Here is a 25,941-nt window from a genome sequence, read left to right as displayed (position 1 = left end):
TCTAGGAAATTACGTCCTCAACCTTGAAAGTTTGTCCGGCTACCGTTACTTGATCATTTGATTCTAATTTCCGACCTCGCCGGGTTTCAACTGTGCCATTGACTTTAACATCACCATTAATAATCATTAGTTTGGCTTGTCCTCCAGTTGCAGCTATACCTAGCAACTTTAAAAACTGGTCGAGTTTAATCATGTAGTCACTTGTCGAATGTAATTCACACTGCACATCATATCGTGTCAGATCAAAGACTTGTCATGAAGACCAAAGGGGAGAGGATTTTGCAGTTTCTCCACAAATATTGCTTGATTACAAAACTGAGGTTTATTTAATGAAGTGGGTAAACTGAGCAAATAGCAAACGGAGATAAATCCATGCTCATGTTACTCTTTAACGTTGGTAATGAGCGGTATGCGATCGCCTCTCATGAGGTTGTCGAAGTTATACCGCTTGTCTTGCTGAAAACTTTGCCACACAAACCAGAACACATCGCTGGTGTATTTAACTATCGTGGACGCATTGTACCAGTTATCGATTTATGCCAATTGATGCGAGGTAAACCTTGTGCCGATAACTTGAGTACTCGGATTGTACTAGTTAATTATTGTGGTCATCATCATACCAAGCATATTTTAGGCTTGATGGCAGAACAGGTTGTTGAAACATTGCACAAGTCTGAAAACGAGTTTGTTGATTCTAATATTCAGATAGATGCAGCGCCATATTTGGGCAAAATGATTTTAGATGACCAGGGTATGATTCAGTGCATCCGTATTGAATACTTGTTATCTGAGGCAGAGCAAGTTAACCTCTTGCCAAGAAATCTTTTAAACACAACAGTAGTTTAGATTGGTCTGAAGACCACACAAATGGCACAATCTGTCATCGAAGCTTTACTGAGAAGCAAAATTGGTTTAGATGCTAATTCTATTGGTTCTGGTGCGATCGCTAGTGCTATTTATCAACGAATGGCCGATTGTGGAATAACTCAGATGTCCAGCTATTTAGGACATTTGCAGGATTCTCCCCAAGAATGGGAAGCACTAATTGATAGCGTGATTGTTCCAGAAACTTGGTTTTTTCGTGAACCGGAATCCTTTGCATTTCTTCAACGTTATGTATTATCGGAATGGTTGCCCAAAAAACCGCAACGCGTACTGCGGGTGTTGAGTGTACCATGCGCCACAGGTGAAGAACCATATTCAATTGCGATCGCCCTTTTAGAAGCAGGATTAACATCTGCTCAATTTCACATTGATGCTGTTGATATTAGCAAACAATGCTTGTTGAAAGCCCGACGAGCAACCTACGATAATTACTCATTTCGCGGTAATGATCTTTCCTTTCAAAAACGCTATTTTCAATTAACAAAGTCAGGATATCGCCTGCACGAAAACGTCAGCGGCATAGTGAATTTTATCAACGCTAATTTAGCTGCTTCTGACTTTTTAATTAATACACAGACTTATAATATAGTTTTTTGTCGCAACTTATTAATTTACTTTGATAGTGTTACTAAAACACAAACTATTTGTATCCTCAAAAGGTTGCTTGCCGAAGAAGGTTTATTATTTGTCGCCCATGCTGAAGCTGCCTTACTCATGAAAACTCAGTTTGTTTCTGTAGGTAAATCTTCAGCAGTTTTTTATCAAAAATTGAGTACACATCAAAAGTTTGTTAAGAAAACTCCGATTATTTCTAATAACCATAAGCCAACAATAGATTCTCCATTACTAATACAAAACCACAACAAATTTCCTTCCTCTACTCAGCACTCAGCACTCAGCACTCAGCACTCAACCCTCAGCACTCAGCACTCAGCACTCAACCCTCAGCACTCAGCACTCAGCACTCAGCACTCAGCACTCAACCCTCAGCACTCAGCACTCAGCACTCAGCACTCAGCACTCAACCCTCAGCACTCAGCACTCAGCACTCAGCACTTCTTAGAGTTAGCTAAAACTGCTGCCGATCAAGGTCGCTTGGATGAAGCAGCACAACTATGCAACAACTACCTCAACCATAATCAGATGAATGCTGAGGCTTATGTTCTCCTTGGTGAAGTGCAGCAAGCAATGTCACAAAATGAGCAGGCGGCACAATCGTTTCGTAAAGCAATTTATCTACAACCTAATCATGAAGAAGCATTGACCCATCTAGCATTACTCAAAGAACAGCAGGGAGATAAGGTTAGCGCTAGTCTGCTTTGGCAACGTATCTACAGATTACAATGCCAGAAACATGATGGTATGGATTTGGATTGAAGATGATTAAAACTAATTATATTTGCATATTCTATTTATATTTTTGCTAGGATTTAATAATTTTTTACTTTTTTTTGATTAGCTTCATAAACCTTTTTAAAATTTAAATCTACTAATTGTTAATTTGGTTTCTGATTTGGGAATTTTAGGGACTGAAGGCTTTTTCGCTTTCAATAGTAGTCCAATACATTATATCTAATACCAATTTTGAATTTTTGATTTTAAATTCAAAGTTTTTTGTCATTGGCTATTTCTAGACTAATTTAATATTAAATTAAAGAATTTGCTATCGTGACAATTATTTATAGAGTATGTTAGGCTTATTTATTTCAAAATATTAGATAGGATATCTATGCTTACTAATTGGAAACTTAAAGATAGAACTTTACTAGGATTTTCTATTCCTACAATTTTAATTTTTGTTTTTAGTGTCATAGTTTATGCCACGACAAATCAGATAGCAAGAACCTATAGACAAGTAGAAATTTCACACGAAGCAATCGTTGGAACTGATGATATGGCTTTGGGTATAGCCAATATGGATCGGACAATTCGCCGATACTTATTTGATACAAAAAGGCATCAGGATGCTCTAGCAAGATACACAAATTATAAAAAAAATTTTCAGGATGGTTTAAATCGTGTATCCAATGTTGTAGAAGATTCATCACAGAAACAAAAATTACAACAAATGCAGAATATGTTTGAAGATTTTGATGCTTTTGTTAAAGATGTTATTACAACATCAAATATCGATAAAAATCAAGTTTTTATTGATAAATACATGGGGCGTTCTAGAGAAATAAATGATAATTTTAATCAACTAAATGAGGAATATAATAATCGAGAACAAGAAATCATGCGACAAAGTATTGAAGGTACAAAAGCGATGCTCAACTTTATGAGCATATTAGCGGTGGTGGTGACACTTTCAACTGTGGCGATCGCAGCTTTTGTCACTTCTTTAATTTCTAAATCTTTAGGTAGCAGAGTTTCTACTGTTGTAACGGTAGCAGATAAGATTTCTGCTGGTGATTTAACTTCATATTTGGTTGAGAGTGAATTAAATAGTAAAGATGAAATTGGGCAACTTTTGGAATCTTTTAAAACTATGACCCAAAAGCTGAGTACCTTGATTCGTCAAGTCCAAGGATCAGGTATTCAAGTTACAACCTCAGCTACTCAAGTAGGCGCTTCCGGTAAACAATTGGAAGCAACACTCGCAGAACAAGTGGCTTCGACCAACGAAGTAACAGCAACAGCCAAAGAAATAGCAGCCACTTCCAGAGAACTAGTCAATACAATGGAACAAGTGGTCACAATGTCGCAAGCCACAACCACCGCAGCCAATATCAGCCAAAAAGATTTGCTGCGGATGGAAACAAGTATGCGACAGTTAGCAGAAGCTACCAATAGCATCTCTGCCAGATTGGGAATTATCAGCGAAAAAGCCAACAATATCAATAATATTGTCCTAACAATTACCAAAGTAGCCGACCAAACTAATTTGCTGTCGTTAAATGCAGCCATCGAAGCCGAGAAAGCCGGGGAATATGGCTTAGGTTTTGCCGTAGTCGCCAGAGAAATTCGCAGATTAGCAGACCAAACCGCAGTCGCCACCCTGGATATTGAACAGATGGTCAAACAAATGCAATCTTCGGTATCTACAGGCGTGATGGAGATGGACAAATTTGCAGCCGAAGTTGGGCGGAGTGTGGCAGATGTCAGCAATATCAGTAACCAAATTGGGCAGATTATTCAACAAGTGCAGGATTTAAACCCACGTTTTGAATCGGTGAATAAGGGAATGGAAATTCAGTCAATGGGAGCGCAACAAATTAGTGATGCGATGACCCAGTTGAGTAGTACTTCAGTACAAACTGCTGATTCACTGCGGGAAATCAATAATGCCATTTCCCAACTTAATCATGTCGCCCGTTCCTTGCGTCAGGAAGTTTCTGTCTTCAAAGTTAACAACACTATTGTTGAACCTACCCCATCGTAATTGGCAAATAATCATCCTTAACTACGGATGCCAATTTTCTTCTGTAGATGTTATTAGTTATTTTTCTACCAGCAAATTTTAACACTAAAATCATATGCGAAAAGGTATCAAGATTAATCAATTTGTTATCTGTGGATGTGCAATTATCATTGTATTGACAGGTATTACCAGCTATATTTCTAACTCAACTAATAATTCTCTTATAGAGTCTAACATCTGGGTTAATCATGCTTATGCAGTCAAAGCAGATTTAAAAGAAATTGAAAAAAATCTAGTTGATGCTGAAAATAGCCAACGTGGATTCATCCTGACAAAGGAAGAAAGATATTTAGAACCATTTAATTCAGCTAAAACAGGAATAAAAAACATATTTTCAGAGACAAGAAATAACATGATTAATGCAGAACAAATTAAAAGACTTGGTGTAATTGAACAATTAAGCCAAGCCAAAATGGAAGAATTAGAAGCAACTATCAACATGAAGAGAGTTGGTAAAGACAAAGAATTATTAGCTTTGATTCTTTCAGACAAAGGTAAAAAAGTTATGGATGAAATTAGGGCAAAAATGAATGAAATTTTGGAGGTGGAAGACAAAATTTTAGAAGAACGACAAAAGCAAGCTGATCAAATTCAAAACTTTGCTGTCATTGTGAGTTGGGGAAATTTCTTTTGTATTGTGATTGTGACAATTGCCGTTGCTTTAGGAATAATTCTGATTCCTAGTCGGGCGTTAGCTCGTGCTTTGCAGACTGCATTTAATTTAGCCGACAAAGTTTCTGCGGGGGATTTGACAAATGATGTGGAAATCACGGCTAATGACGAGATTGGTAAATTAATGGCTGCACTCAAAACGATGACGCAGAAATTGAGTACCTTGATTCGTCAAGTCCAAGGATCAGGTATTCAAGTCACAACTTCAGCCACACAGATAGCAGCTTCCGGTAAACAATTAGAAGCAACACTCGCAGAACAAGTGGCTTCGACCAACGAAGTAACAGCAACAGCCAAAGAAATAGCAGCCACTTCCAGAGAACTAGTCAATACAATGGAACAAGTGGTCACAATGTCGCAAGCCACAACCACCGCAGCCAATATCAGCCAAAAAGATTTGCGGCGGATGGAAACAAGTATGCGGCAGTTAGCAGAAGCCACAAATAGTATTGCAACCAGATTGGGAATTATCAGCGAAAAAGCCAACAATATCAATAATATTGTTCTAACAATTACCAAAGTAGCCGACCAAACTAATTTGCTGTCGTTAAATGCAGCCATCGAAGCCGAGAAAGCCGGGGAATATGGCTTAGGTTTTGCCGTAGTCGCCAGAGAAATTCGCAGATTAGCAGACCAAACCGCAGTCGCCACCCTGGATATTGAACAGATGGTCAAACAAATGCAATCTTCGGTATCTACAGGCGTGATGGAGATGGACAAATTTGCAGCCGAAGTTGGGCGGAGTGTGGCAGATGTCAGCAATATCAGTAACCAAATTGGGCAGATTATTCAACAAGTGCAGGATTTAAATCCTCATTTTGAATCGGTGAATAAGGGGATGGAAATTCAGTCAATGGGAGCGCAACAAATTAGTGATGCGATGACCCAGTTGAGTAGTACTTCAGTACAAACTGCTGATTCACTGCGGGAAATCAATAATGCCATTTCCCAACTTAATCATGTCTCTCGTGGTTTACGTCAAGAAGTTTCGATTTTCAAAGTCAAGAACGATGATATTTCATCCTTAACCCCAGTAGATGTAGCTACTTAGTGAAGAGCCAGAGGGGCAGGGAGAAGAGAGTAGGGGGAGAAAATATTCCTTAATACCCGCTACCCTATTGACTCTTGACTAATGACTATGGACTATGGACTATTGATTCTTGACTAATGACTAAATCTCAAGTTGAACGTTGTTGGAATGAAATTGGTACAGAAGGCGATCGCTCTTGTGGGCAATTATCTAAGTATGCTCACTGTCGCAATTGCCCAGTTTATTCGGCGGCTGGTCGCTACTTACTAGAACGCACCACACCAGAACAATATCGCTATGAGTGGACGCAATTACTCGCTCAATCTCAAGGCGAGAAAAATCCACAAATGCCTACCTACGCTGTACGTACAACGGACACTCTGACAGTGGTGATTTTTCGTTTACAACGGGAATGGCTGGCGCTACCGGCGCAAGTCTTCAAAGAAACGACTTCTAAGAGCGTAATTCATACCTTACCCCACCGTAATAACCAAGTCTTACGGGGATTAATCAATATTCGCGGTGAATTGCTGTTGTGTGTTTCTCTTAGTCACTTGTTGAATATTGAATCTAGTGATCACCCTTTACAAGTGGTGAGTCCAGTGGTGCATTCGCGTATGGTGGTAATTGAAAAAACTGGTAACGCTTGGGTGTTTCCTGTAGATGAACTTTACGGTTTATACAGATTTCATCGTCGGGAATTGCGCGATACTTCTAGGAACATGACTCAAGCAATCCAAACTTATACTAAAGGTTTATTTTCCTGGCAACCTGCGAATTTGCAGACATCGCAACAGGAAGTGCGATCGCAGACTGTTAGCTATTTAGATGATGAACTATTATTTACCACTTTGGCGAGGAAGGCACAGTAATCATGGAAAACTCCGATCTTAGCCAGTTTTCTTTGTTGGATTTATTCAACATGGAAGTTAAAACTCAGGTTGTAGTGCTGAACAACTGTTTGTTAGCGCTGGAAACAAATCCTGATCCCAAATCAGAATTAGCAGCTTTAATGCGGGCTGCCCATTGTATTAAAGGTGCAGCGAGAATTGTCCACATTGAGCCAGCTGTCACCTTAGCCCATGTAATGGAAGATTGTTTTAGTGCGGCGCAAGCGGGAATCGTCAATTTAACTGCTGATTGCGTTGATGTGTTGTTGCAAGCAGTAGATATGCTGCAATACATAGCCGACAACCCGAATTTAGAACAAGAAAACCTTCAATCGCTAGTGAATGCGATCGCAAGTATTTCCACTTCTGTAACTACCTCAACAATTGTTCCAGAATTAAAGGCAACCAGGAACGAGCCACAGGGAACAGTAACTAAATTGAAAGGGGATTTAGACTTTTCCCAATCCAATTTTCCTGTAAATATCTTGCCGCCAACACCGCAGATAGAATCTCCGCCACCGGAAATCACCATAGTCTCGCCATCCCCAGTGGAAGAATTAGTAACTACCCAAAACCGGACAGTGCGAGTGAGTACAGATAATCTCAATCGCCTGATGAGTTTAGCAGGAGAAACGATAGTTGCAACCAAATGGTTAGAACCATTTACGGACTCTTTTTTAAAAATCAGAGCGAATCAAGTAGAGTTATCTAATTTAGTGGCTAAGTTACAAGAATTATTGAGCGATCGCCCACTTGATAAACATATTAAAGAACATTTAACTGCCGTACATCAAAAAACTAGTGAATGTAGTCAATTAATTAGCGATCGCCAAAACGAATTAGAATCATTTTCCCAGCGTTCGGGAAATCTTGCCCATCGCCTCTACCGGGAAGTCATCGCCACCCGTATGTGTTCCTTTGCCGAGGGCGGACAAGGATTTCCTCGCATGGTACGCGACCTCGCCCGACATTTAGGTAAGCGCGTGAAGTTGGAAATTAAAGGCAGATATACTCTCGTAGACCGGGATATTCTTGACCGCTTAGAAGCACCCTTAACGCAAATTCTGCGAAATGCCATTGATCATGGTATAGAATCTCCCCAAGAACGACTCGCCGCAGGTAAACCAGAAGAAGGAATTATTGAAATTGAAGTTGTTCATCGCGCTGGGATGTTATTTATCACCATCTCTGATGATGGGCGGGGAATTGATATCGAGTTTTTGCGTCAAGAAGTCGTCAGAAAACAAATGACGAACGCAGAAATGGCAGCCCAGTTGACCGAGGCTGAGTTAATGGAGTTTTTATTATTACCAGGATTCTCCACTACCCAGACGGTGACGGAAATTTCTGGTCGGGGTGTGGGGCTAGATATTGTCCATAGCACAGTGCGGGAAGTTGGCGGCACACTGCGGGCAGTTTCTCACCCAGGTAAAGGTATGAGTTTTTACTTACAGTTACCCCTGACCTTATCGGTAGTTCGCACCTTATTAGTTGAGATTGCAGATGAACCTTACGCCTTTGGGTTGACAAGAATTGATCAAGTGCTGATTTTATGCAAATCAGAGATTGCTGTTTCTGAAAATCGCCCGTTTTTCTTGCTGGAAAATCAACCTGTGGAGTTAATATCGGCGCGTCAAGTTTTAGAGTTACCTTCACCGACGGTAAATCCAGACTTATTACCTGTGGTTGTGATTAGCGATCGCCTCAATCATTATGGATTAGTTGTTGACCGATTTATCGGCGAACACAGTTTAGTTATCCGTCCTTTAGATTCCCGTCTTGGTAAAGTCCCCAACATTAGCGCCGCCGCCTTGATGGATGATGGTTCCCCTGTGTTAATTGTCGATGTCGAAGATTTAGTACGTTCTATTGCCAAAGTTTTTTCCAGTGGACAACTTAGCCAAGTGAATCAGTCAACGCGTCAGGTACTCACCAAAACTTACAAACGTGTGTTAGTTGTTGATGATTCCATTACAGTCCGCGAAATGGAACGCAAACTTTTAGAAAATAACAGTTACAAAGTTGATGTCGCAGTCAATGGAATTGATGGTTGGAATGCAGTCCGCAGCAGTGATTATGACTTGGTAATTACAGATATTGATATGCCAAGAATGAATGGTTTTGAACTCACCAGCCAAATCAAAGGTCATGCCAAGTTGAAGCAAATACCTGTAATTATCGTTTCTTACAAAGACCGGGAAGAAGACCGAATTCAAGGGTTAGAAGCAGGCGCAGATTACTATCTCACCAAAAGCAGCTTTCATGATGATACTTTGTTAAAGGCAGTAATTGACTTAATTGGCGAAGGGTAATAGAACTTTTTTGCCTCACACATTCGCCGCTAGGCGTTCCGCTTGCGGTAGAGGCTAAGACGCAAAGAAAACGATGTTAGGACAAATATTCTATGAAAAAGTCTTTCCTCTCCACCCTACTCCCCACTTCCTACTCCCTACTCCCCACTTTATGAGAATTGCCATTGTCAACGATATGCGGATAGCGGTCGAGGCACTGCGACGAATTTTAGCCACAATCCCAGAGTATGATTTGGCTTGGGTTGCCTACGATGGTGAAGAAGCTGTTAGCAAATGTGCAGTGGATACCCCTGACTTAATATTGATGGATGTCTTGATGCCGTGCATGGATGGAGTAGAAGCCACACGACAAATTATGAATCAATCGCCTTGTGCAATTATGATGGTAACTGCTAGTGTTAATCGGTACGCTGGCAATGTTTTAGAAGCCATGACTTATGGTGCTTTAGATGCTATCAATACACCTGCTGAGGGTAGTGCAGGTTTATTAAAGAAAATCGGTACGATCGCTAAATTAATTGGTAAATCTTCTCAGGGCAGAACAAACAAAAAATCCCGAATTTTCCCAAAATCATTACCACCACTAATTGCCATTGGCGCTTCCACTGGTGGCCCCCAAGCCTTGGTCAAAATTCTCTCTCAATTTCCCCAAGATTTTTATGGGGCTATAGTGATTGTGCAACATTTAGATGCTCAATTTGCTCCCGGTTTTGCGGCTTGGTTGAATGAACAAATTCCTTTATCTGTGGAAATAGCAACTAAAGGTTCGACACCGCAACCAAGAAAAATTCTTTTAGCTGGTACAAATCATCATCTTGTCATGAATTCTGACCTGAGTTTTGACTATGATGAACAACCATCAACTTGTGCTTATCGTCCATCGATTGATGTGTTATTCAGGAGTTTGGCAAATCATTGGACTGGAGAAGGAATTGGGGTTTTACTGACAGGGATGGGAAGAGATGGCGCTCAAGGTTTAAAACTCTTACGAGAAGCAGGTTGGCACACCATTGCCCAAAACCATGAAACTTGCGCTGTGTATGGTATGCCAAAAGCTGCGATCGAATTGAAAGCCGCCGTAGAAGTTTTAGGAGTTGATGCGATCGCTTCTGTTTGTACCAAGATATTACGGATATCAGCAAATCGGCCTATATAAAATAATTTTCAATGCCGTAAAATTACTGGTTTTTTTATTATTAATCAAATAGATATAGCTTAGGTCTTTATTTAAAAATATTCCGTTTCATCGAAGTGCTTAATCTTATTTAATTACGATATGTAAAAATATTTATTTTTCTAGGTGTTAGGTTATAATCGACCTAATAAACTGACTTATATATAAATATTATAGTTTAAAAAATTAGTATTAACTACATGAATAAACCAGTCACACCTATTTCTCAAACCCAAGCAACAAATATGTTATTACCTAATTTGAGTATGCCATTAGCATCATCAAACTCTATAAAAGCAGTAAAAATACACACAGGGACTGTCAAGGTTTTGCTAATTGATGATCAAATAATAATTGGTGAAGCAATTAGTAGAATCATTGCTAATGAACCAGATATTACCTTTAATTATACAAGCAATTCAACCGAGGCAATTCAACAAGCGATCGCCATTGAGCCAACAGTGATTTTGTTAGATTTAATCATGCCAGATATGGACGGCTTAATGCTGCTGCGTTGGTTTCGTTCTCATCCCTCAACTCGTGAAATTCCCATCGTCATGTTATCGAGTAAAGAAGAACCAAAACTAAAAGCAGAAGCTTTTGCTGAGGGAGCAAACGACTACTTAATTAAATTACCAGATGCTGTTGAGTTAATCGCCCGTATTCGTTATCATTCCAAGGCTTACAATAATCTCAAGGCACTTTCTACTGCAACTGCAACTGCTAAACTACAAGCACAGGAACTAGAACATACTGTACGCAAATTGCAAACAACTCAAGTGCAATTAATTCAAACCGAAAAAATGTCTAGTTTGGGTAGAATGGTTGCAGGATTAGCCCATGAAATCAATAATCCCATTAATTTTATTCATGGTAATTTTATTCCTCTCCATGAACACATTCACACTCTTTTAAGTTTGATAGAATTCTACCAAAAACAGTATCCTGAAGCTCAAAAACTGATTCAAGATGAAATTGGTGATGTTGACCTGAATTTTATTATCGATGATTTTCAAAAAATTCTGCTATCTATGAGATTAGGTACTGACAGAATTAAGGAAATTGTCCATTCTTTAAAAAGCTTTTCTCGCCTTGACCAATCTGATAAAAAATCTGTAGATATTCATGAGGGAATTGAAAGTACGCTATTCCTACTCAATCATCGCTTGAAGCAAAAAATAGAAGTAATTAAAGAATATGCTAGTCTCCCACTAGTAGAATGTTATCCAGCACAATTAAACCAAGTATTTATCAATATTATTAATAATGCAATAGACAGTTTATTAGATAACTCAAATTTTCAAAATCAAAAACAAATTATTATTAAAACTGAACTAACTGATGTAGAAACTATCAAAATTAAAATTATAGATAATGGTGCGGGAATTGACCCAGCAATTCAAAATAAAATATTCGACCCTTTTTTTACCACTAAACCTGTTAATAAAGGTACAGGTTTAGGTTTAGCAACTAGCTATCAAATTATTGAAAAACATCATGGTAGTCTTTGCATAAATTCTGAACCTGGTAATGGTGCAGAATTTATCATCGAAATTCCAGTCAGATTTTGTTGAAGGTTGTTTGTTGACGTTAAACAGTCAACAAATTTTGGATGTTCGATTTTAGTTTGACCCCTCAGATTTATCTGTAGGTTTTTCTCATTAAAGTACTAGTCAATAAACAACAATCACCAATCAAACAAATTTAAGTAATTGCACTGAAGCTGTCTGTATAATGCAATGTTCAAATAAGAAGATTAGATAGAATAATTCCGGATAAATATCCTAAATCAAGCAATTATGCGGAAATTTTCGCCTAATTGCAGATTTGGCGTGCCATGAATACTGAGATATCTATAAGGAGGATGTTATGCGTATTAAATATATATTCACAACCTTGATTTTGCTGGTGGGTTTTACATTGCTAAGTGTATTCGCTCAAGTAGGAATCAATGTTGTTTTCCAAGATAAAAACCAAGCGATCGCGATCGCCTTAAGCCAGTCAAGCAAAGTTGACCTTGACTTAAGTAAGAGTAAAGAAATCGGTTTCGTTTACGAAGCTTTTTTGAGTCCTCATCAAGAACCAGGAGAAGAGGAGAATACGCCAAAACTCGTCCCGCCATCTTTGCGATCTACAGCACCTTCTGTACCCAGAAATCAGCGTAAATCACGCGGACATGGAGTGGTGCGATTCACAAAAGACCTGAGTAAAGCATTTGTTGATGTTCAGGTGGAAGGCGTAAATCCTCAAGATATAGTCATGTTTCATATCCATTGCGGTAAACCAGATGTGCTTGGCCCTATCCAAGTTGACTTTGCCCTTGCTGGCGACATTCAAAAAAACTTTGCTGACGGTATTTTTTCCGCAGAAATCACAGATGAAAATATCGAAAAGACTGCTGATTCAGCCAATGACCTTTTAGGGGCTTACACCTTGGGATGTCCAATTGAGTCAGGGAAACCAGGAAAAGTCAGAACAATTGCCGGAATGCAGCATTATGCCGGACGTAGTGAACTTTATTTTAATTTGCATACAAAAGGCCAGACCTTTTACGGAGATATTCGGGGTCAATTACATCCGGTAGAAAATTAAGTTCCTTACGAGACAAAATTGGGCATCTCAGCCACAGGTGAAATCAGCCTTGTTAACTTTCCAAAATGAACTCAAAGGTATTGAGGAAGAAATTAATCAACGAAATCGTCTGAATACTTCCAGAATCATCCCTGACAAATTCTTACTACCTGCTCAAATTCCACAAAGTATCAATATCTACAGCAGGGAACAGGGAACAGGGAACGCTTAACAGCTTTGAAAGCCTCGTAGTATATAGCTTTATTCTTCAAATTTGTACCTCATTCACTTGCAATCTGCTGTAATTTGTCTGTGTTGTAATTGTTTAAAACAAAATGGGTATGGACTAAATACATACCCATTTTGCTATTTTGACGCAAATTCAGAATTCATAATTTATTTGTCAAAATAAATTATGAGAAAATATTGCTTTCAAGCAATATTTAGTAGAGAGTTACTCCTCGATTTAAAGCATCTATAAAACTTGCATAGTCATACTCTACTTGAGTTGCATAGTCTAAAGCAAAGTTAACAATTTCGTTTTTAAATGCAGCCTTGTTACCGCTTACAATATCTGTTACTTCTTTATCTACGCTATAGGAAACGATCGCATCATTGTAATCCTTGTCAGAAATAGCATGGTTTTTAGCTACAACTTTGCCTGCATATCCCATCGCATCCATGAATTTTGTTTTGGTTGTTAGCAATGTATAGTCAAAGTCTTCTTGGTAAGGCGATTTTTCATGCAACATAAAGAAGATATTATTTACTGTAGTGTAGCCAACTAAAGGATCAGTATTGGCAAGCATGGCCTTCGTGGCGATTGTGACTCTTGCGCCTTCATTGTTCCCATATACAGAACTTGGTAACAAACCGGGAACAGCAATTGCTACAGTGCTGCTAGTTTCTTGCTTCATTTCTAAAATGCGATCGTCGTCGGTTGCAGAACTGGGGCCTTCTATGAGCAAGTAATATCGATATCTGCCGAGACTACCAGTTCCTGAACCTAATTTCAAACGAATATCTTTGAGATTGTAATAACTATTGCTGTAGCGCTTACTGCTAGGAATTGAAGCTATATAACTACTCATTGCAGTACTAATACTCGAATAGGTACTGCTAGATAAGGGTTGAAGTTCAGCGGTTGTTTGAAAAATGCGATCGCCATTGCTATTGAGTTGCGTATACTTGCTCAATAAGCTGGAACGACTTTTACTAGCAGCTTGTTGAATTAAATCATTAACAACACCGTTTGTATTACTGGATTCTAAACGATAAGATAATTCATCATTAGTTCCCTTAAAGTCGCTCATTTTGTTGAGGTAAGTATCCAGAAAATTCCGCACCACATCTTGAGCATCATTAGAGCTAAGGCCATTTTCTTTAGCTGCTAAAAAAATTGAAACCGCCATCCGTCGTAAGTCCCAAACATAGGGGCCAAGATAGCCTTCATCAAAATCAGTGGTATCAAACACGTTGTTACCATTGCTATCCCGCATTCCCCCAAGATTCTGCATGTGCATATCACCTTCTAACCAAATAGCTGAGGTTGCAGAATTAACAAATGCTGAACTTGGTAATGTCTGCATATCACGATAAAAGATGTGAGCAGTCCCTCGATAAAAGGCGAAAGGACTAGCCGCCATCTTTTGCATTTTTGTTGCTAGTTCTTGAGGTAATTGAGAAGCAAATTGATGATTGTATTGGTAGATTTCATTTTCTACCCAACTTTGACGAGGAGTTGCAGCTTGAGCGGTAGATGCAACCCCGAAAGTTACAATTGCCAAGCTGAAAATTACACTTATTAGTTTTAACATAAAATCGGACTAAGCCTGTCAATTGATTTACATTTGTTAGATTACCCCAGAGTTAAAAAAATATCCAATAACCAGTTCTTAACCTATTTTCTTAATTGCGTGTATTTTGTGTTATTTTTAATTTTTACTTTTCCAAAATATATGGATTTACTGGAGCTAATTTTAGTGCTAGGTACAGTAATTGGAATTGTGGACGGACAGACGATTCAAGTGAAAGATAATGCAGGGCAAACAATTACAGTCAAGTTAGCGTGTATTAATGTACCAAAGGCAAATACCCAGGTAGATCTACCAGCAATACAAAAGCTAAAACAGCTACTTCCACCTCGAAATCCTGTCGTTATTAGAATTACAGAACAACTTGATCGCGATCGCGCAGTTGGGGAAGTGTATGTAGATAATCACTCAGTAAATCTGCTATTGGTAGAGTCAGGTAATGCTGTTGTCAACAGAGAAACTATACAAGATTGTTCTGAGAACAAAACGCAATATTTAATTGCAGAAGCGAATGCTAAAAATCAAAATTTAGGATTGTGGCAGCAATTAAATAGAAGTGTCAATCAATCAAAAACATCTACTTGGCGTGGAAAATTAATTTATGAACCAATCCCTTCGGTAATGTCAGTTAGAGCTTATCGGGGAGAAGAATTTTTTCTGGTGACTAACACTCCCAATAACAGTCGATTAGTGTTGCGTCCATCTGTTCAAGTTTCTCGAACTAAATTGCAATCTTTTCAGAATCAACAAGTTGAGATTACAGCAGAGTATATTGAAGGAACTCGCCTAACACTTGCCCAAACTCCTTGTCCTTTAGATGCTGATGGCCAATGTATGCGTCAAGGTGAAGGTTATCAAGTTTTATCTGTAATGCTATTGAAGCCTCATATCAAATAAGCACTTACATTACCGTTTCACAAGGACAAACAATTACACATCTTTCAATATAAAAATATTTTAGACAAAACCTTAGTGAAGTCATACACTCGCACCGCAATGGGGAGATGTTTGGTGAGAATATGAGGATTGCAGCGATCGCACCATGATTTTTGCAAAAATCTTCACAAAAGCAATTAGCATGAAAAAATCTAGCTCAATGGCAACTCTTACCGTAATATTTGAGATAAATCAAGTAGTTTAACTTGTTGTTTGGTGTCAGATAGTTAACCGAATGAACAAATCTCATCTATCGCATCTGCTCAAAAGAATTTATCAGGAACTACTGCCTAGCTTACAAATTGCAAGTGTTCATCCTCATAATCCCATCAAAGTCAACTATCTTCCACAACCTTGGCGACTACTCGGCAAAGGAAATTATGCTGTAGTAGTTTTTCACCCTGACTACCCTGAATGTGTAGTTAAGATTTATGCTCCAGGAAGGCCAGGCTATGAAGAGGAAGTAGAAGTCTACCGTCGTTTAGGTTCTCATCCTGCATTTTCTGAATGTTTCTATGCCGCTGATGGCTTTTTAGTATTGAAACGACTCTATGGAACGACTCTCTACGATTGTATGCACTTGGGTTTACCTATTCCTAGGCAGGTAATAAAGGACATTGATCAAGCTTTAGATTATGCCAGAAGTCGCGGACTGTACCCTCATGATGTTCACGGGCGTAATGTCATGATGCATGAAGGCAGAGGATTAGTTGTCGATATTTCAGATTTTTTGCATCAAGAAGCCTGCTCAAAGTGGAATGACCTCAAAAAGGCTTATTACTGGTTATATCGCCCCGTGTTGCGTCCACTTCGATTGCGTGTGCCATACTCTGCCTTAGATGTAGTCCGCAAATCTTATCGTCTGGTAAAATCTGTGAAAAATTACTGTTGTCAATTATTCCGAAAATTAATACATTTCAAATATTTAAAACGTTAATCTAATTTATCTATAGATATGCATAAATAAAGAATAACCACTAACAGCAAAAATAAACAACATGATCACCGAATAAATTACTACATCTTTAACTATAAATAATATCCAATTTTTTCTAAGTTCTTGTTTAAATTGGAGTTCTCGCAACTTTCGCTCAAGTGCTGCATCTTCTTGGGGCTGTTTGTTTACTGCTGAAATAATTAGTGGATTTTCACCTTTAGTAGCAATTATTTGTGATATATCTTTTACATTTATCATACTTTTAGATGCCTACAATTTCAGTTTCTAGGTTATGCTGATTGTCTACAATCCAGAGATGTTTGTCTTTTTTCTTGGCTTCTAATGCTACCTCTAATAGTGCGATCGCTTTTAGTAAAACCTCAGCATTATCTCCATTTATTTGTTTTGCCAGATTGTTTATCGTTGCATATAATTCTGCTGATAAATCTAAATTTATTTGAACTCGTTCGTTTTTTTGTATAGTCATTATTTATTACTCGTTATTATTGGCTTGTCTTGGCTGTGTTGAGTTAAATATGTCTGATAAATATTAAATATTTTTTCTTGATTAAGTATAATTTAAGCTTTGGTAATCCTTATTAAGGAATTATTAAAAACATGATACTGACTACTTTAAAAACATTTAAGGATAAGATAAAGTAGCAAGCCATATAAATAACTTATGAAGCAAAAACCAATAATTTTTTTAAAGTAAATTATTGAATACAACACTAAAAAGTTTTCAAACATCCTCTTAAATGTATTATGTAATACTAGCCGTCATACTGGCATTTTATTCTTAATAAATAATCAACAAAAAATCTATGTATCGATTCCAGGTTAGTGCATATACACAAACTGGTGAATCCATTGGTCTGGTCGGTTCTACTCCCCAATTGGGATCGTGGGATATTACTAGATGTGTTCACCTCCGCACCAGTGCCGATCGCTATCCTTTATGGTGGACAGACACAGAAATTGATATTCAGCCATCTTTGGAATCAGGCGATTTTCAGAAAGTGGAATATAAATATGTACGTTTCGATGCCAAAGGTCGTGTTCAATGGGAAGCTTTAGGTTTTAATCGTTGGATACCAATTGATAATCAAGTGTATTCCAGTACTATTGTGGTGGATGATGGCGCATTCGGTTATTTACAGCCTTATCCGTTTGGATACCTTGAACAATCGACAACTACTGTTAAAAAGTCTTTGACAGAAGAATCTGAAAGTTTAAAAATCGTGGTTATTGGTAGTTCTGTTGCCTTAGGGCATAAAGCTTGGTTTTTGCAAGGTTGGGTCTGGTTACTAGAACAGGCTTTGCAACAAAACTATGGACACACAGTAGTAAATTTATCAGAGGTGGGAGCCAACGTTAGCCGAACGATCGCCCGCTTTGGTTCTGTAGTTACACCAGAACAAACAAATGTAGTAATTATTGCTTTGTCTCTCGGTAACGAAGGGTTAGCTTACTGTCTCCCTCACGAACGGCGAGCAGTACAAAGACGGTTTGAAAGTGGTTTGCAGCAACTGGTGAAAATGACAAAGACACTGGGAGCGCTGCCGATTTTAGGGGGAGTTTATCCGCATAATGACTACTCTCCGGAGCATCAGTGGCTACTCAAAGATACACACAATCGGATGTTAGATTGGGGTGTTCCGGTTTTGGATTGGTTGGCAGTCTTAGATAATGGCCAGGGACGCTGGCGCGAGGGCATATCCTTCGACCCAGCCCACCCTAACACCATCGGTCATCGCCTGATGTATGAAGCCATCAACTTGCAACTGTTTGACATTGACAAAGCTAAATTAGCAAAAGCACAGCAACACTTTTGGCAACCGAACGAAATTCCCATTTATCTTGACAATGCAGGCTTTTATGTTTGTGCTTGTATCGAAGAGAAGCGTTTGCGAATTAAAAATCCATCAAAATACAGCTACACCATCGCTCCCTATTGGCAAGAACTGCAAACTGTCCTGCAAAGCAAAGCCAAATTACTCCCAGGTATTTACGTTGCCAAAAATCCCCAGCCTGGAACACTGCCCTTCTTCGCCGTACAAGCAGATGGTGCGATCGCCACAACCGTAGAAATACCACCTGGGGCTGATGTAGAATACACTGCGTCCTTCAATTTGTTTGCGCCGAATAACTCAGAAGTTTTGTTTTATGACGGACATCTGGGGATTTTACAAAAAGACGAACGCCATCTCTGGGTAATCAACGAATCAGACCACGAATACAATATTCATCCCATGTGGAAAGAGGTACGGCAAGCCCTAAAAGCAATGCCAGCAGGTGTTTATGAAGACCCACTGCATCCTGATATTCCTTTCCGCACAATGATGATTGGCAATCAAGGCCTAGAAAGCCGGGTGAAAGTGCCATCACAATCTGCTGTGCTGTTTCAATATCAGTGTAAATTATCAGATATCAGTCGGGTGGCAATTGTACCATTGGGCGATCGCTGTGCTGTGCGGATGATGCTGTATAAAATGGAGTATGACGGCCCCGCCTTTCCCTTTGATTTAACTCGCACTACCAATATTGCAGACATTGCAGATATCATCGAAAACCGTTTTGATGATATGTGGAATCCTCATTTCCTGCATTACAATCCAGAAGCAGGCAGAATTTATCACAGCAAATGGACAAGTTTATCCTTTGCCCATGAAGTTGAAGACACAGACGACCCTGTTAACGATATGTCTCCCGTTTATGAACGGATGCGCGTTCGTTATACAGCACGTTCCCAACGGTTTTGGTACACAATCGAGAACTGCGACCAAGCACTTTTTGTCCGCACAGGGATTGCAAACCGCGGTGGCGTGATTGATTTGGTCAACAAACTGGAAAAACACTGCCAAGGCAAACTATTTCAACTTTTGCTGCTTTCTCCCCAAGCTTCTGATGAGTTTTTAGATATACCTAATGTGCTGCATTATAATGTCGAGTTTAATCCCGATCGCATGTATGATGACTTAGAGCATTGGATGTACTGCACAGAAATCATGCGCGAAATTTTGGAATCTCTTGGTGTGTCTAGTAAAAATCTGTTTTGGTGTCCACCAAATCCACCGAAGGGATGAGTCCCACCTCGGAATGATATCATGTCCGCTTGATTACTTACTAAAACCGAAGAACCCCACCTGCCCACTTACGTGGGTGGGTTTCCCGACTTGAGCAAATTGGTATTACATAGAACGTGGAAGTTGCTACAAGCAAGGCAAAACAAAGGAAGTGCGATCGCATCAGTTGTGGTTCAGCTAGATTTTTAGCTTGATATAAAAACTAGAAACTCAACATCCAAACAGCATAGTATTGTTGGGTTTCACCTTCACCCAACCTACTAGCTAACTTTGCGCCTTTGCGTGAAACAAAAAAATATTTAGCGAAATAACTCAATTACTGCTGGCTTAGTCACTTTCCCCATCGCATTGCGCGGTAATTCTGCAACTGTCAAAATTCTAGTTGGTACTTTATAAACAGCCAATTGCTCTTTTGCCCAACTTCTAAAAGCTTCTAATGTCAACTGGCGTTTTGGTTGCAATACTAACGCCGCACAAACTCGTTCACCCCACTCAGGATCAGCAACTCCCACTACTGCACATTCCTGAATATCTGGATGGGTTCTTAGTACTTCTTCAATTTCTAAAGCTGAAACTTTATAGCCGCCAGTTTTGATGATATCTACGCTCATCCGTCCGAGAATGCGGTAGTTACCGTTTTCAACCACAGCCAAATCTCCAGTACAAAACCAGCCATTACGGAAAGCTTTAGCGGTGGCTTCGGGGTTTTGCCAATATTCTAAAAATACGCCTGGGCTTTTAACTTGAATTTCTCCTGGTGTCCCTGGTGGAACTAACTCTCCGCTTTCATCCACTAATCTAACTTCCACTTGCGGTAAAGGTTGACCAACATAGCCTGCGTAACGTTGATCATGTAAAGGGTTGGATAGTGCCATACCAATTTCCGTCATCCCATAGCGTTCTAGCAGGAAATGACCGCTAATTTTCTGCCACTTTTCTAAAACTTGTACTGGTAAAGCGGCTGAACCTGAAACCATCAGGCGCATTTTGGCACAGCCTGCTGACATGATTTTTTGGCGTTCAGCAGAAGCCGTTTCCCAAGCAGCGATTAACTTTACATAAATTGTCGGTACTGCCATAAATAAAGTTAAGTCACCATCACAAATGCGATTCCAAACAACTTCCGCATCAAACTTGCTCAACATATGGCATTCTGCGCCAGCCCATAAAGCACAAGTCAGTACATTAATAATTCCATGAATATGATGTAATGGGAGTACGTGGAGAATGCGATCGCTTGATTTCCATTCCCAAGCAGTAATTAAACTAGTCACTTGCGCTTGGATATTTTGGTGAGTTGTTACCACACCCTTTGGTTTACCTGTTGTGCCACTTGTGTAGAGAATCAATGCACGTCTAGTAATATCTATTTCTGGCAGATGAGTAACATGATCTGGAAGTGCTTCGGAAGTCAGGATAAATCGTAAATTGTGTGCAGAAGCGATCGCTCTCAGTATATCCTCATACTTTGGATGGGCAATAATAATCGATGCGTCTGAATTTGTAATCACATACTCCAATTCTGGTCGTGGATGGGAAATACAAAGAGGTACAGCTATTCCACCAGCACGCCAAATCCCCCACTGAGTAGCTACATACTCAAACCCAGGCGGAATCAGAAAAGCTACTCGTTGCTCTTGTAAATCTTCTACATTCTTCAAAAGATTTGTAGCAATTTGACTGGAAATATGCAGCAAATCCTGATATGTAAATGCTCCTGCATCTGAAAAAATCGCTATTTTTTCGTTATATTTTTCAGCACGAGTAATTAAAGAGAGATTCACTTTTCTTTACCGATTTATGCTTGATTCAGTCTAATTACTGACAGCATATAGCAATCTCAAATGTTTTTTGAACTTTTTTTACTTTTTCTGGTGCTGAATCTCAGATGATGTCTAAAAATCTAAAATAGGTTGACCGTTAACAGTTAACGGTCAACTTTCAAAAATCAACAGCTTTAAACAACAAGATGTGCAACTTATATGCACGGTAGCTGATCAATTACCAAATAACAAAGTAATATCATCCAAATATTTGAGTATTAAGGTGAAAAGCACGTAATTTGCCACCATCAGAATGCCGATGACTACATAGGGTGTCTTAATCAATGTAACTTTCATAAGCTAAGTAACCTGAGGATAAAAAAGTGGGTATTTTTTCCCACTGATGACACTTGAACACCCTACAATTTCTACCTTTGGGATCAACTTATGAAATCAGTTGAAATACTGAAAAATCATCTCACGCTTATTACTTAATTCAGGCAATATACTGCTCATTAAGGTATGGAGCCTTTAAATTATACAATTACTCATAAGGTATGTTGACGGCGGGCTGTTAACCGTTATAAGTCAGCACCAAACAAGTATTACACCTCATCAAAAGCAGGTGGATAAACAACCTTACCCGTATACTTTGGCTGATAGTTTTGTAGTGGTTTAGCCATGAAAACATCTTCTGGTACTGGCAAGGGAGATTTGATGCCATATACAATAGAAGGCTGAAAGCCAAAGCGAGTATAAAAGTGGGGATGACCTAATACAATTACTAAGGCTTCTTTTTTGACATTGGCTATTTTTAATCCTGTTTCTACTAGTGCGCTGCCAATACCTTGTCTTTGAAACTGTGGATGAACTGCTAAAGGTGCTAAACCAATTACCTGTAGTTTTTTTTCATTTACTAGGTCAATATAGCTAAATAAAATGTGACCAACTACAACATCTCCAATCTCTGCAACTAGCGAAAGTTCTGGAATATAGCGGTCTGAACAGCGAATTTTCTCCACAATTTTAGCCTCGTTTTCTTGCCCAAAGGCTAATATATTTACTTCAGCTATTGCTGGATAATCTGGCAAGGTTTCACAACGAATGTTGAGCATTTTAAAATGAATTATAGAAAAATTATTTACTGTCAATTACCAATTCGCGAAAGTTATCCGTTAAGGAATATAGTGATTTTTGTCAAAATTTGAGGGGAAGGTTAATTTGAAAAGTTGAGCCTTGGCCTAGTGTACTATTTACATTGATTTGCCCTCCGTATCGTTAGACTATGAGTGACTACCTGAAACATCAGAAACTTTTATTTATCTTGCCATGATTAGCATTATGGTTAGGCGATTAGCATAATTTGTGACTACTCAAAACTTTTCAAACATCCTCTTAGGATATCAAAACAAATGTACTATCTTAAATAAGATTACACAAGTCTAAAAAAGGCGAGTTGAGTAGAAAACATCTTATTTGCTACTATTTGCCCAAAGAGGCGATCGCAGCACTCAAAATAAAAATAACAGAACTATTTATAGCTTTTTTGAGAGAATGATGTTCAACGAATTAAAACAATTTATTATCAGGTCTTCTAACTTTAGCAAAAATGATATATCAGTAAGGTTATCTAGAATATTTATATGGAGTGTATGGTTAATTTACGTTGGTTATTTATTATTAAGTGATTTCCCTCCAGGATTATCACTGTTGCACACCACATCCCAAACACTACAAGAAATAGTAAATTTAAGCTTGAACTTTTGGTTAGTACTACCAATTATATTTCCAAGTGCAGCACCAGTTAACAATCCAGCACTAGAGGGATTATTCAACATTGTGGTGACTTGGGGAATATTATTTTGGGGCTTTGTGATTGATGGTCGCAATCAGCGATTTTCGATAATTACATTTTTAATTGGTACAGCATTTCTCACAAATTTATTTTTTCTACCTTGGTTGGGATTGCGTCAACCGAATCCGCAAGTACCCACAAATTCTTTGACATTTCTAGAAAAAATCGGAGAAAGCCGAATTCTACCTTCAGTTTTAGCGGTGGTTTTTGTCGTTTCCTTGGGTTGGGCAGCATTTGCACGTCCTGAGTATGGTGATATTACAACACGCTGGGAAGCTCTATTAAAATTATTGTTCAGTGACCGACTAGCATATTCGTTTTTGACAGATCTATTTGTATTTTGGTTTTTTCAGTCATGGCTAGTTAAAGATGATATGGCACGTCGCCAATGGCATAACGAAAAAGTACTATGCTTAGTACGCTTTGTACCATTTTGGGGACTAATTATTTATTTGTGGCAACGCCCTTCACTAGCTATTGCTCAGACAAAAGCTGATTGAATTATCAGAACAGAACACATACGCTACTTCATCAGAACAGGACTTACCCACAAAAATTGTCTGTTGAGACTGGGTGTAAGGCTTTTCAATACCTACACTCCAACACCCATAGATAAGTAGGTCGGCATAAATAATTATTATTGGAATTAGGCAAGGGGGCAGGGGGAGAAAGACTTTGAGCCTGATTTACTTTTTTTCACATAGTTCGGTTTTATTGCACCGACTTACTTAGATCCTTAACCGCCCAAACCCTGAATTTTTTGTTTTCATGCTAATTTCCCATAGCTGATGATGCTATGCAACCGTTAAATCAAAAATATCTATCTTGAGATAGATATTTTTATTTAGAACTATTAAAATATTATAAAAAAGTTGAGGTACTAAGAAGCAACTAGCTGAATGGCTGACAAGCTGTTGCACTTTCTAAGTCTGAATTAATACATTTTCCTACTAAAGTTGTGTCACTATGTATCCTTTTCGAGGAATTGCGACAGTATTTCGAGAACCATGACTTTGGTCTAAATGTATTTCTGAAGAGTTTGATATTTTTCTACAACTCTGATGTCTTTTGTCTGCGCTGGTGATTGCAAAGATGTTTAGCATCCCACTATTTCACGCATATTGCAGACTAAAAGATGGCAGTAGGTAGCAGAATGCTTGAACTAAATAGGTTTCAGCAACAGGTAGAGAGAGTAGATTACTTGCAAATGAAACATGCCCTAAAAGCTCATTAATGGGCATGACAGCTTGGTTTTAGTGTGCAAAATTTTGAGTCGTTCAATATTATTTTTAGGGGAGTAAGTAAGTCAATAATACTTACTCTGCAATAGTGATTGATAATGCTACTTTTTTTGCACATATCTCGGTCGATTCCCTATGGGTGGCAATTGAATTCAATCATAGGCGCTTAAATTGAGCTATTAACACCAATCAAAAAGGAGAAAATAATGCCAGCACCAAACTTAAAATTAATTTCTAATCCTGAGATAATTTGTGATATAAATACTAGTAATAAGCCGACCAATGACCAAACTATAAGTTTAAATCAAATATTTGAATTGATTGATATCAAAAAGCAAGAATTTGCTGCTTTGCCATTGTTTAAATTCATGCAAGATAGCAGTGTAGAACCTCAGTTAAAACTAATTTGGACACCCTTGGCGGCTCCTTTTATTATGGGTTTTTATGAATTAAATAAATATGTATTTCGAGTAGAGCCAACAAGCGACCCAATTCAATTATTAATTAATGAACATACGGAAGAAGATGATCATCATTGGGTATGGTTTATCTCTGATTTGAAAAAACTAGGTTTTGATCACTCCTTACAATTTACTGATGCAATTAAATTTTTATGGGGTGAAGAAACTAGGATATCACGTTGGGTAATTGAGCAGCTTTTAAAATATTCTTCAGGAGCAACCCCACTTCTGAAGTTGGTGATTATCGAAGTGTTAGAAGCTACGGGAAATATCATGTTTTCTAACAGTATAAAAGTCACCCAACAACTAGAAGCAACTACTGGCGATAAATATGTATATTTTGGAGATTTTCATTTGAATGTAGAAACAGGGCATACTATGAGCATAAAGGAAGTAGAGCTATTTTCCAAAAACCTATATTTAACAGAAGAACAGTATCAAGAAGCTTTTGCAATGGTAGAGCAAGTATTTAATGTAATGACAAGTTTGATTCAAATGTTCTTTGCTCATGTAAAAATACAATGTAGTCAACACAGTTTTTTTCAAGTAAATGAAGACCTGTGAATACAAATTGAGTCTCTAAGAGTTAGTAATTGTTGAAGCAAAATTTTGAGTAAGTTGAATCATGTGGTTAGCTAACAAAATAGCTCTAATTACGGGAGCTAGTTCTGGGATTAGTCAAGAAACTGGAAAGCACTTTGCACAAGAAGGAGCCAAAGTAGCGATCGCTGATATCGATACTGTCGGTGGACAAACACTAATTATCGATTAGAAGAGCTTGAAATTAATTTCTTTCTCTGTATGAAGCTGAACATTCTTTTTTTCAAATATGCGTGCAAGATGTTTATTTGAAAACTAACCTTCATACCAATTCGTAATTAAGACAGTCAGAT

At 38.5% G+C, this 25,941-nt stretch carries 23 protein-coding genes; 16 read left to right on the top strand and 7 right to left on the bottom strand.

Annotation, left to right across the window (positions count from 1 at the left end; all coding sequences use genetic code 11):
• Position 1: 1 nt before the first annotated feature.
• The gene (locus ACMX3D_RS29460; RefSeq protein ID WP_482749301.1) at positions 2 to 193 is read right to left on the bottom strand and encodes an RNA-binding S4 domain-containing protein; all 192 of its coding nucleotides are present in this window, start codon (positions 191 to 193) and stop codon (positions 2 to 4) included.
• Positions 194 to 372: 179 nt separating this feature from the next.
• On the opposite strand from ACMX3D_RS29460, the gene ACMX3D_RS29455 reads away from it, so the two are divergent.
• The 10 genes from ACMX3D_RS29455 to ACMX3D_RS29410 all read left to right on the top strand — a co-directional run bounded on the left by ACMX3D_RS29455 (position 373) and on the right by ACMX3D_RS29410 (position 13,187).
• The gene (locus ACMX3D_RS29455; protein WP_482749300.1) at positions 373 to 846 is read left to right on the top strand and encodes a chemotaxis protein CheW; all 474 of its coding nucleotides are present in this window, start codon (positions 373 to 375) and stop codon (positions 844 to 846) included.
• Between the two features lie 21 nt (positions 847 to 867).
• Positions 868 to 2,262, top strand: a complete 1,395-nt coding sequence (locus ACMX3D_RS29450; RefSeq protein WP_482749299.1) for a CheR family methyltransferase — start codon at positions 868 to 870, stop codon at positions 2,260 to 2,262.
• A 352-nt stretch (positions 2,263 to 2,614) separates the two neighbouring features.
• A complete protein-coding gene (locus ACMX3D_RS29445) occupies positions 2,615 to 4,267 on the top strand; it encodes a methyl-accepting chemotaxis protein (protein ID WP_482749298.1) in 1,653 nt (550 codons plus the stop codon).
• A gap of 94 nt (positions 4,268 to 4,361) precedes the next feature.
• On the top strand, positions 4,362 to 6,029 hold the full coding sequence (locus ACMX3D_RS29440) for a methyl-accepting chemotaxis protein (RefSeq protein WP_482749297.1): 1,668 nt from the start codon (positions 4,362 to 4,364) through the stop codon (positions 6,027 to 6,029).
• A gap of 116 nt (positions 6,030 to 6,145) precedes the next feature.
• The gene (locus ACMX3D_RS29435) at positions 6,146 to 6,880 is read left to right on the top strand and encodes a chemotaxis protein CheW (RefSeq protein WP_482749296.1); all 735 of its coding nucleotides are present in this window, start codon (positions 6,146 to 6,148) and stop codon (positions 6,878 to 6,880) included.
• Between the two features lie 2 nt (positions 6,881 to 6,882).
• Positions 6,883 to 9,210 carry a response regulator gene (locus ACMX3D_RS29430; RefSeq protein WP_482749295.1) on the top strand — a complete coding sequence of 776 codons (2,328 nt, stop codon included), beginning with the start codon at positions 6,883 to 6,885 and terminating at the stop codon, positions 9,208 to 9,210.
• Positions 9,211 to 9,283: 73 nt separating this feature from the next.
• Positions 9,284 to 10,366 (top strand): chemotaxis-specific protein-glutamate methyltransferase CheB, encoded by a 1,083-nt coding sequence (gene cheB, locus ACMX3D_RS29425; protein WP_482749294.1) that lies wholly within the window; start codon positions 9,284 to 9,286, stop codon positions 10,364 to 10,366.
• A 218-nt stretch (positions 10,367 to 10,584) separates the two neighbouring features.
• The gene (locus ACMX3D_RS29420) at positions 10,585 to 11,958 is read left to right on the top strand and encodes an ATP-binding protein (RefSeq protein WP_482749293.1); all 1,374 of its coding nucleotides are present in this window, start codon (positions 10,585 to 10,587) and stop codon (positions 11,956 to 11,958) included.
• A 295-nt stretch (positions 11,959 to 12,253) separates the two neighbouring features.
• Complete coding sequence (locus ACMX3D_RS29415; RefSeq protein ID WP_482749292.1) at positions 12,254 to 12,976, top strand: CHRD domain-containing protein; 723 nt, start codon at positions 12,254 to 12,256, stop codon at positions 12,974 to 12,976.
• 49 nt (positions 12,977 to 13,025) lie between these two features.
• Complete coding sequence (locus ACMX3D_RS29410) at positions 13,026 to 13,187, top strand: hypothetical protein (RefSeq protein ID WP_482749291.1); 162 nt, start codon at positions 13,026 to 13,028, stop codon at positions 13,185 to 13,187.
• A 211-nt stretch (positions 13,188 to 13,398) separates the two neighbouring features.
• Here ACMX3D_RS29410 and ACMX3D_RS29405 read toward each other — a convergent pair whose 3' ends face one another.
• Positions 13,399 to 14,772 carry a DUF2252 domain-containing protein gene (locus tag ACMX3D_RS29405; protein ID WP_482749290.1) on the bottom strand — a complete coding sequence of 458 codons (1,374 nt, stop codon included), beginning with the start codon at positions 14,770 to 14,772 and terminating at the stop codon, positions 13,399 to 13,401.
• A 141-nt stretch (positions 14,773 to 14,913) separates the two neighbouring features.
• On the opposite strand from ACMX3D_RS29405, the gene ACMX3D_RS29400 reads away from it, so the two are divergent.
• A complete protein-coding gene (locus ACMX3D_RS29400; RefSeq protein ID WP_482749289.1) occupies positions 14,914 to 15,666 on the top strand; it encodes a thermonuclease family protein in 753 nt (250 codons plus the stop codon).
• A 274-nt stretch (positions 15,667 to 15,940) separates the two neighbouring features.
• Complete coding sequence (locus tag ACMX3D_RS29395; protein WP_482749288.1) at positions 15,941 to 16,642, top strand: serine/threonine protein kinase; 702 nt, start codon at positions 15,941 to 15,943, stop codon at positions 16,640 to 16,642.
• Between the two features lie 6 nt (positions 16,643 to 16,648).
• Here the strand turns inward: ACMX3D_RS29395 and ACMX3D_RS29390 are convergent, their stop codons facing one another.
• Positions 16,649 to 16,900: a hypothetical protein gene (locus tag ACMX3D_RS29390; RefSeq protein WP_482749287.1), complete on the bottom strand. Its 252-nt coding sequence runs from the start codon at positions 16,898 to 16,900 to the stop codon at positions 16,649 to 16,651.
• Between the two features lie 4 nt (positions 16,901 to 16,904).
• Entirely contained in the window at positions 16,905 to 17,129 is a 225-nt protein-coding gene (locus tag ACMX3D_RS29385) for a DNA-binding protein (protein WP_482749286.1), read from the bottom strand.
• A 337-nt stretch (positions 17,130 to 17,466) separates the two neighbouring features.
• On the opposite strand from ACMX3D_RS29385, the gene ACMX3D_RS29380 reads away from it, so the two are divergent.
• A complete protein-coding gene (locus ACMX3D_RS29380; RefSeq protein WP_482749285.1) occupies positions 17,467 to 19,728 on the top strand; it encodes a DUF1796 family putative cysteine peptidase in 2,262 nt (753 codons plus the stop codon).
• A 299-nt stretch (positions 19,729 to 20,027) separates the two neighbouring features.
• Here ACMX3D_RS29380 and ACMX3D_RS29375 read toward each other — a convergent pair whose 3' ends face one another.
• The 3 genes from ACMX3D_RS29375 to ACMX3D_RS29365 all read right to left on the bottom strand — a co-directional run bounded on the left by ACMX3D_RS29375 (position 20,028) and on the right by ACMX3D_RS29365 (position 22,606).
• A complete protein-coding gene (locus ACMX3D_RS29375) occupies positions 20,028 to 21,512 on the bottom strand; it encodes an acyl-CoA synthetase (RefSeq protein ID WP_482749284.1) in 1,485 nt (494 codons plus the stop codon).
• Between the two features lie 213 nt (positions 21,513 to 21,725).
• Entirely contained in the window at positions 21,726 to 21,848 is a 123-nt protein-coding gene (locus ACMX3D_RS29370; RefSeq protein ID WP_482749283.1) for a hypothetical protein, read from the bottom strand.
• A gap of 248 nt (positions 21,849 to 22,096) precedes the next feature.
• Positions 22,097 to 22,606, bottom strand: coding sequence for a GNAT family N-acetyltransferase (locus tag ACMX3D_RS29365; protein ID WP_482749282.1), 510 nt, complete (start codon positions 22,604 to 22,606; stop codon positions 22,097 to 22,099).
• Positions 22,607 to 22,967: 361 nt separating this feature from the next.
• Here ACMX3D_RS29365 and ACMX3D_RS29360 point away from each other — a divergent pair, with 361 nt between their 5' ends.
• The 3 genes from ACMX3D_RS29360 to ACMX3D_RS29350 all read left to right on the top strand — a co-directional run bounded on the left by ACMX3D_RS29360 (position 22,968) and on the right by ACMX3D_RS29350 (position 25,820).
• On the top strand, positions 22,968 to 23,846 hold the full coding sequence (locus ACMX3D_RS29360) for a hypothetical protein (protein WP_482749281.1): 879 nt from the start codon (positions 22,968 to 22,970) through the stop codon (positions 23,844 to 23,846).
• A 947-nt stretch (positions 23,847 to 24,793) separates the two neighbouring features.
• Complete coding sequence (locus tag ACMX3D_RS29355) at positions 24,794 to 25,612, top strand: hypothetical protein (protein ID WP_482749280.1); 819 nt, start codon at positions 24,794 to 24,796, stop codon at positions 25,610 to 25,612.
• Between the two features lie 61 nt (positions 25,613 to 25,673).
• Complete coding sequence (locus ACMX3D_RS29350) at positions 25,674 to 25,820, top strand: SDR family NAD(P)-dependent oxidoreductase (RefSeq protein ID WP_482749279.1); 147 nt, start codon at positions 25,674 to 25,676, stop codon at positions 25,818 to 25,820.
• The last annotated feature ends 121 nt before the right edge of the window (positions 25,821 to 25,941 follow it).

The sequence above is a fragment of the Anabaena sp. TISTR 8404 genome (assembly GCF_056847745.1).
This window is presented reverse-complemented; position numbering and strand designations above follow the sequence as displayed.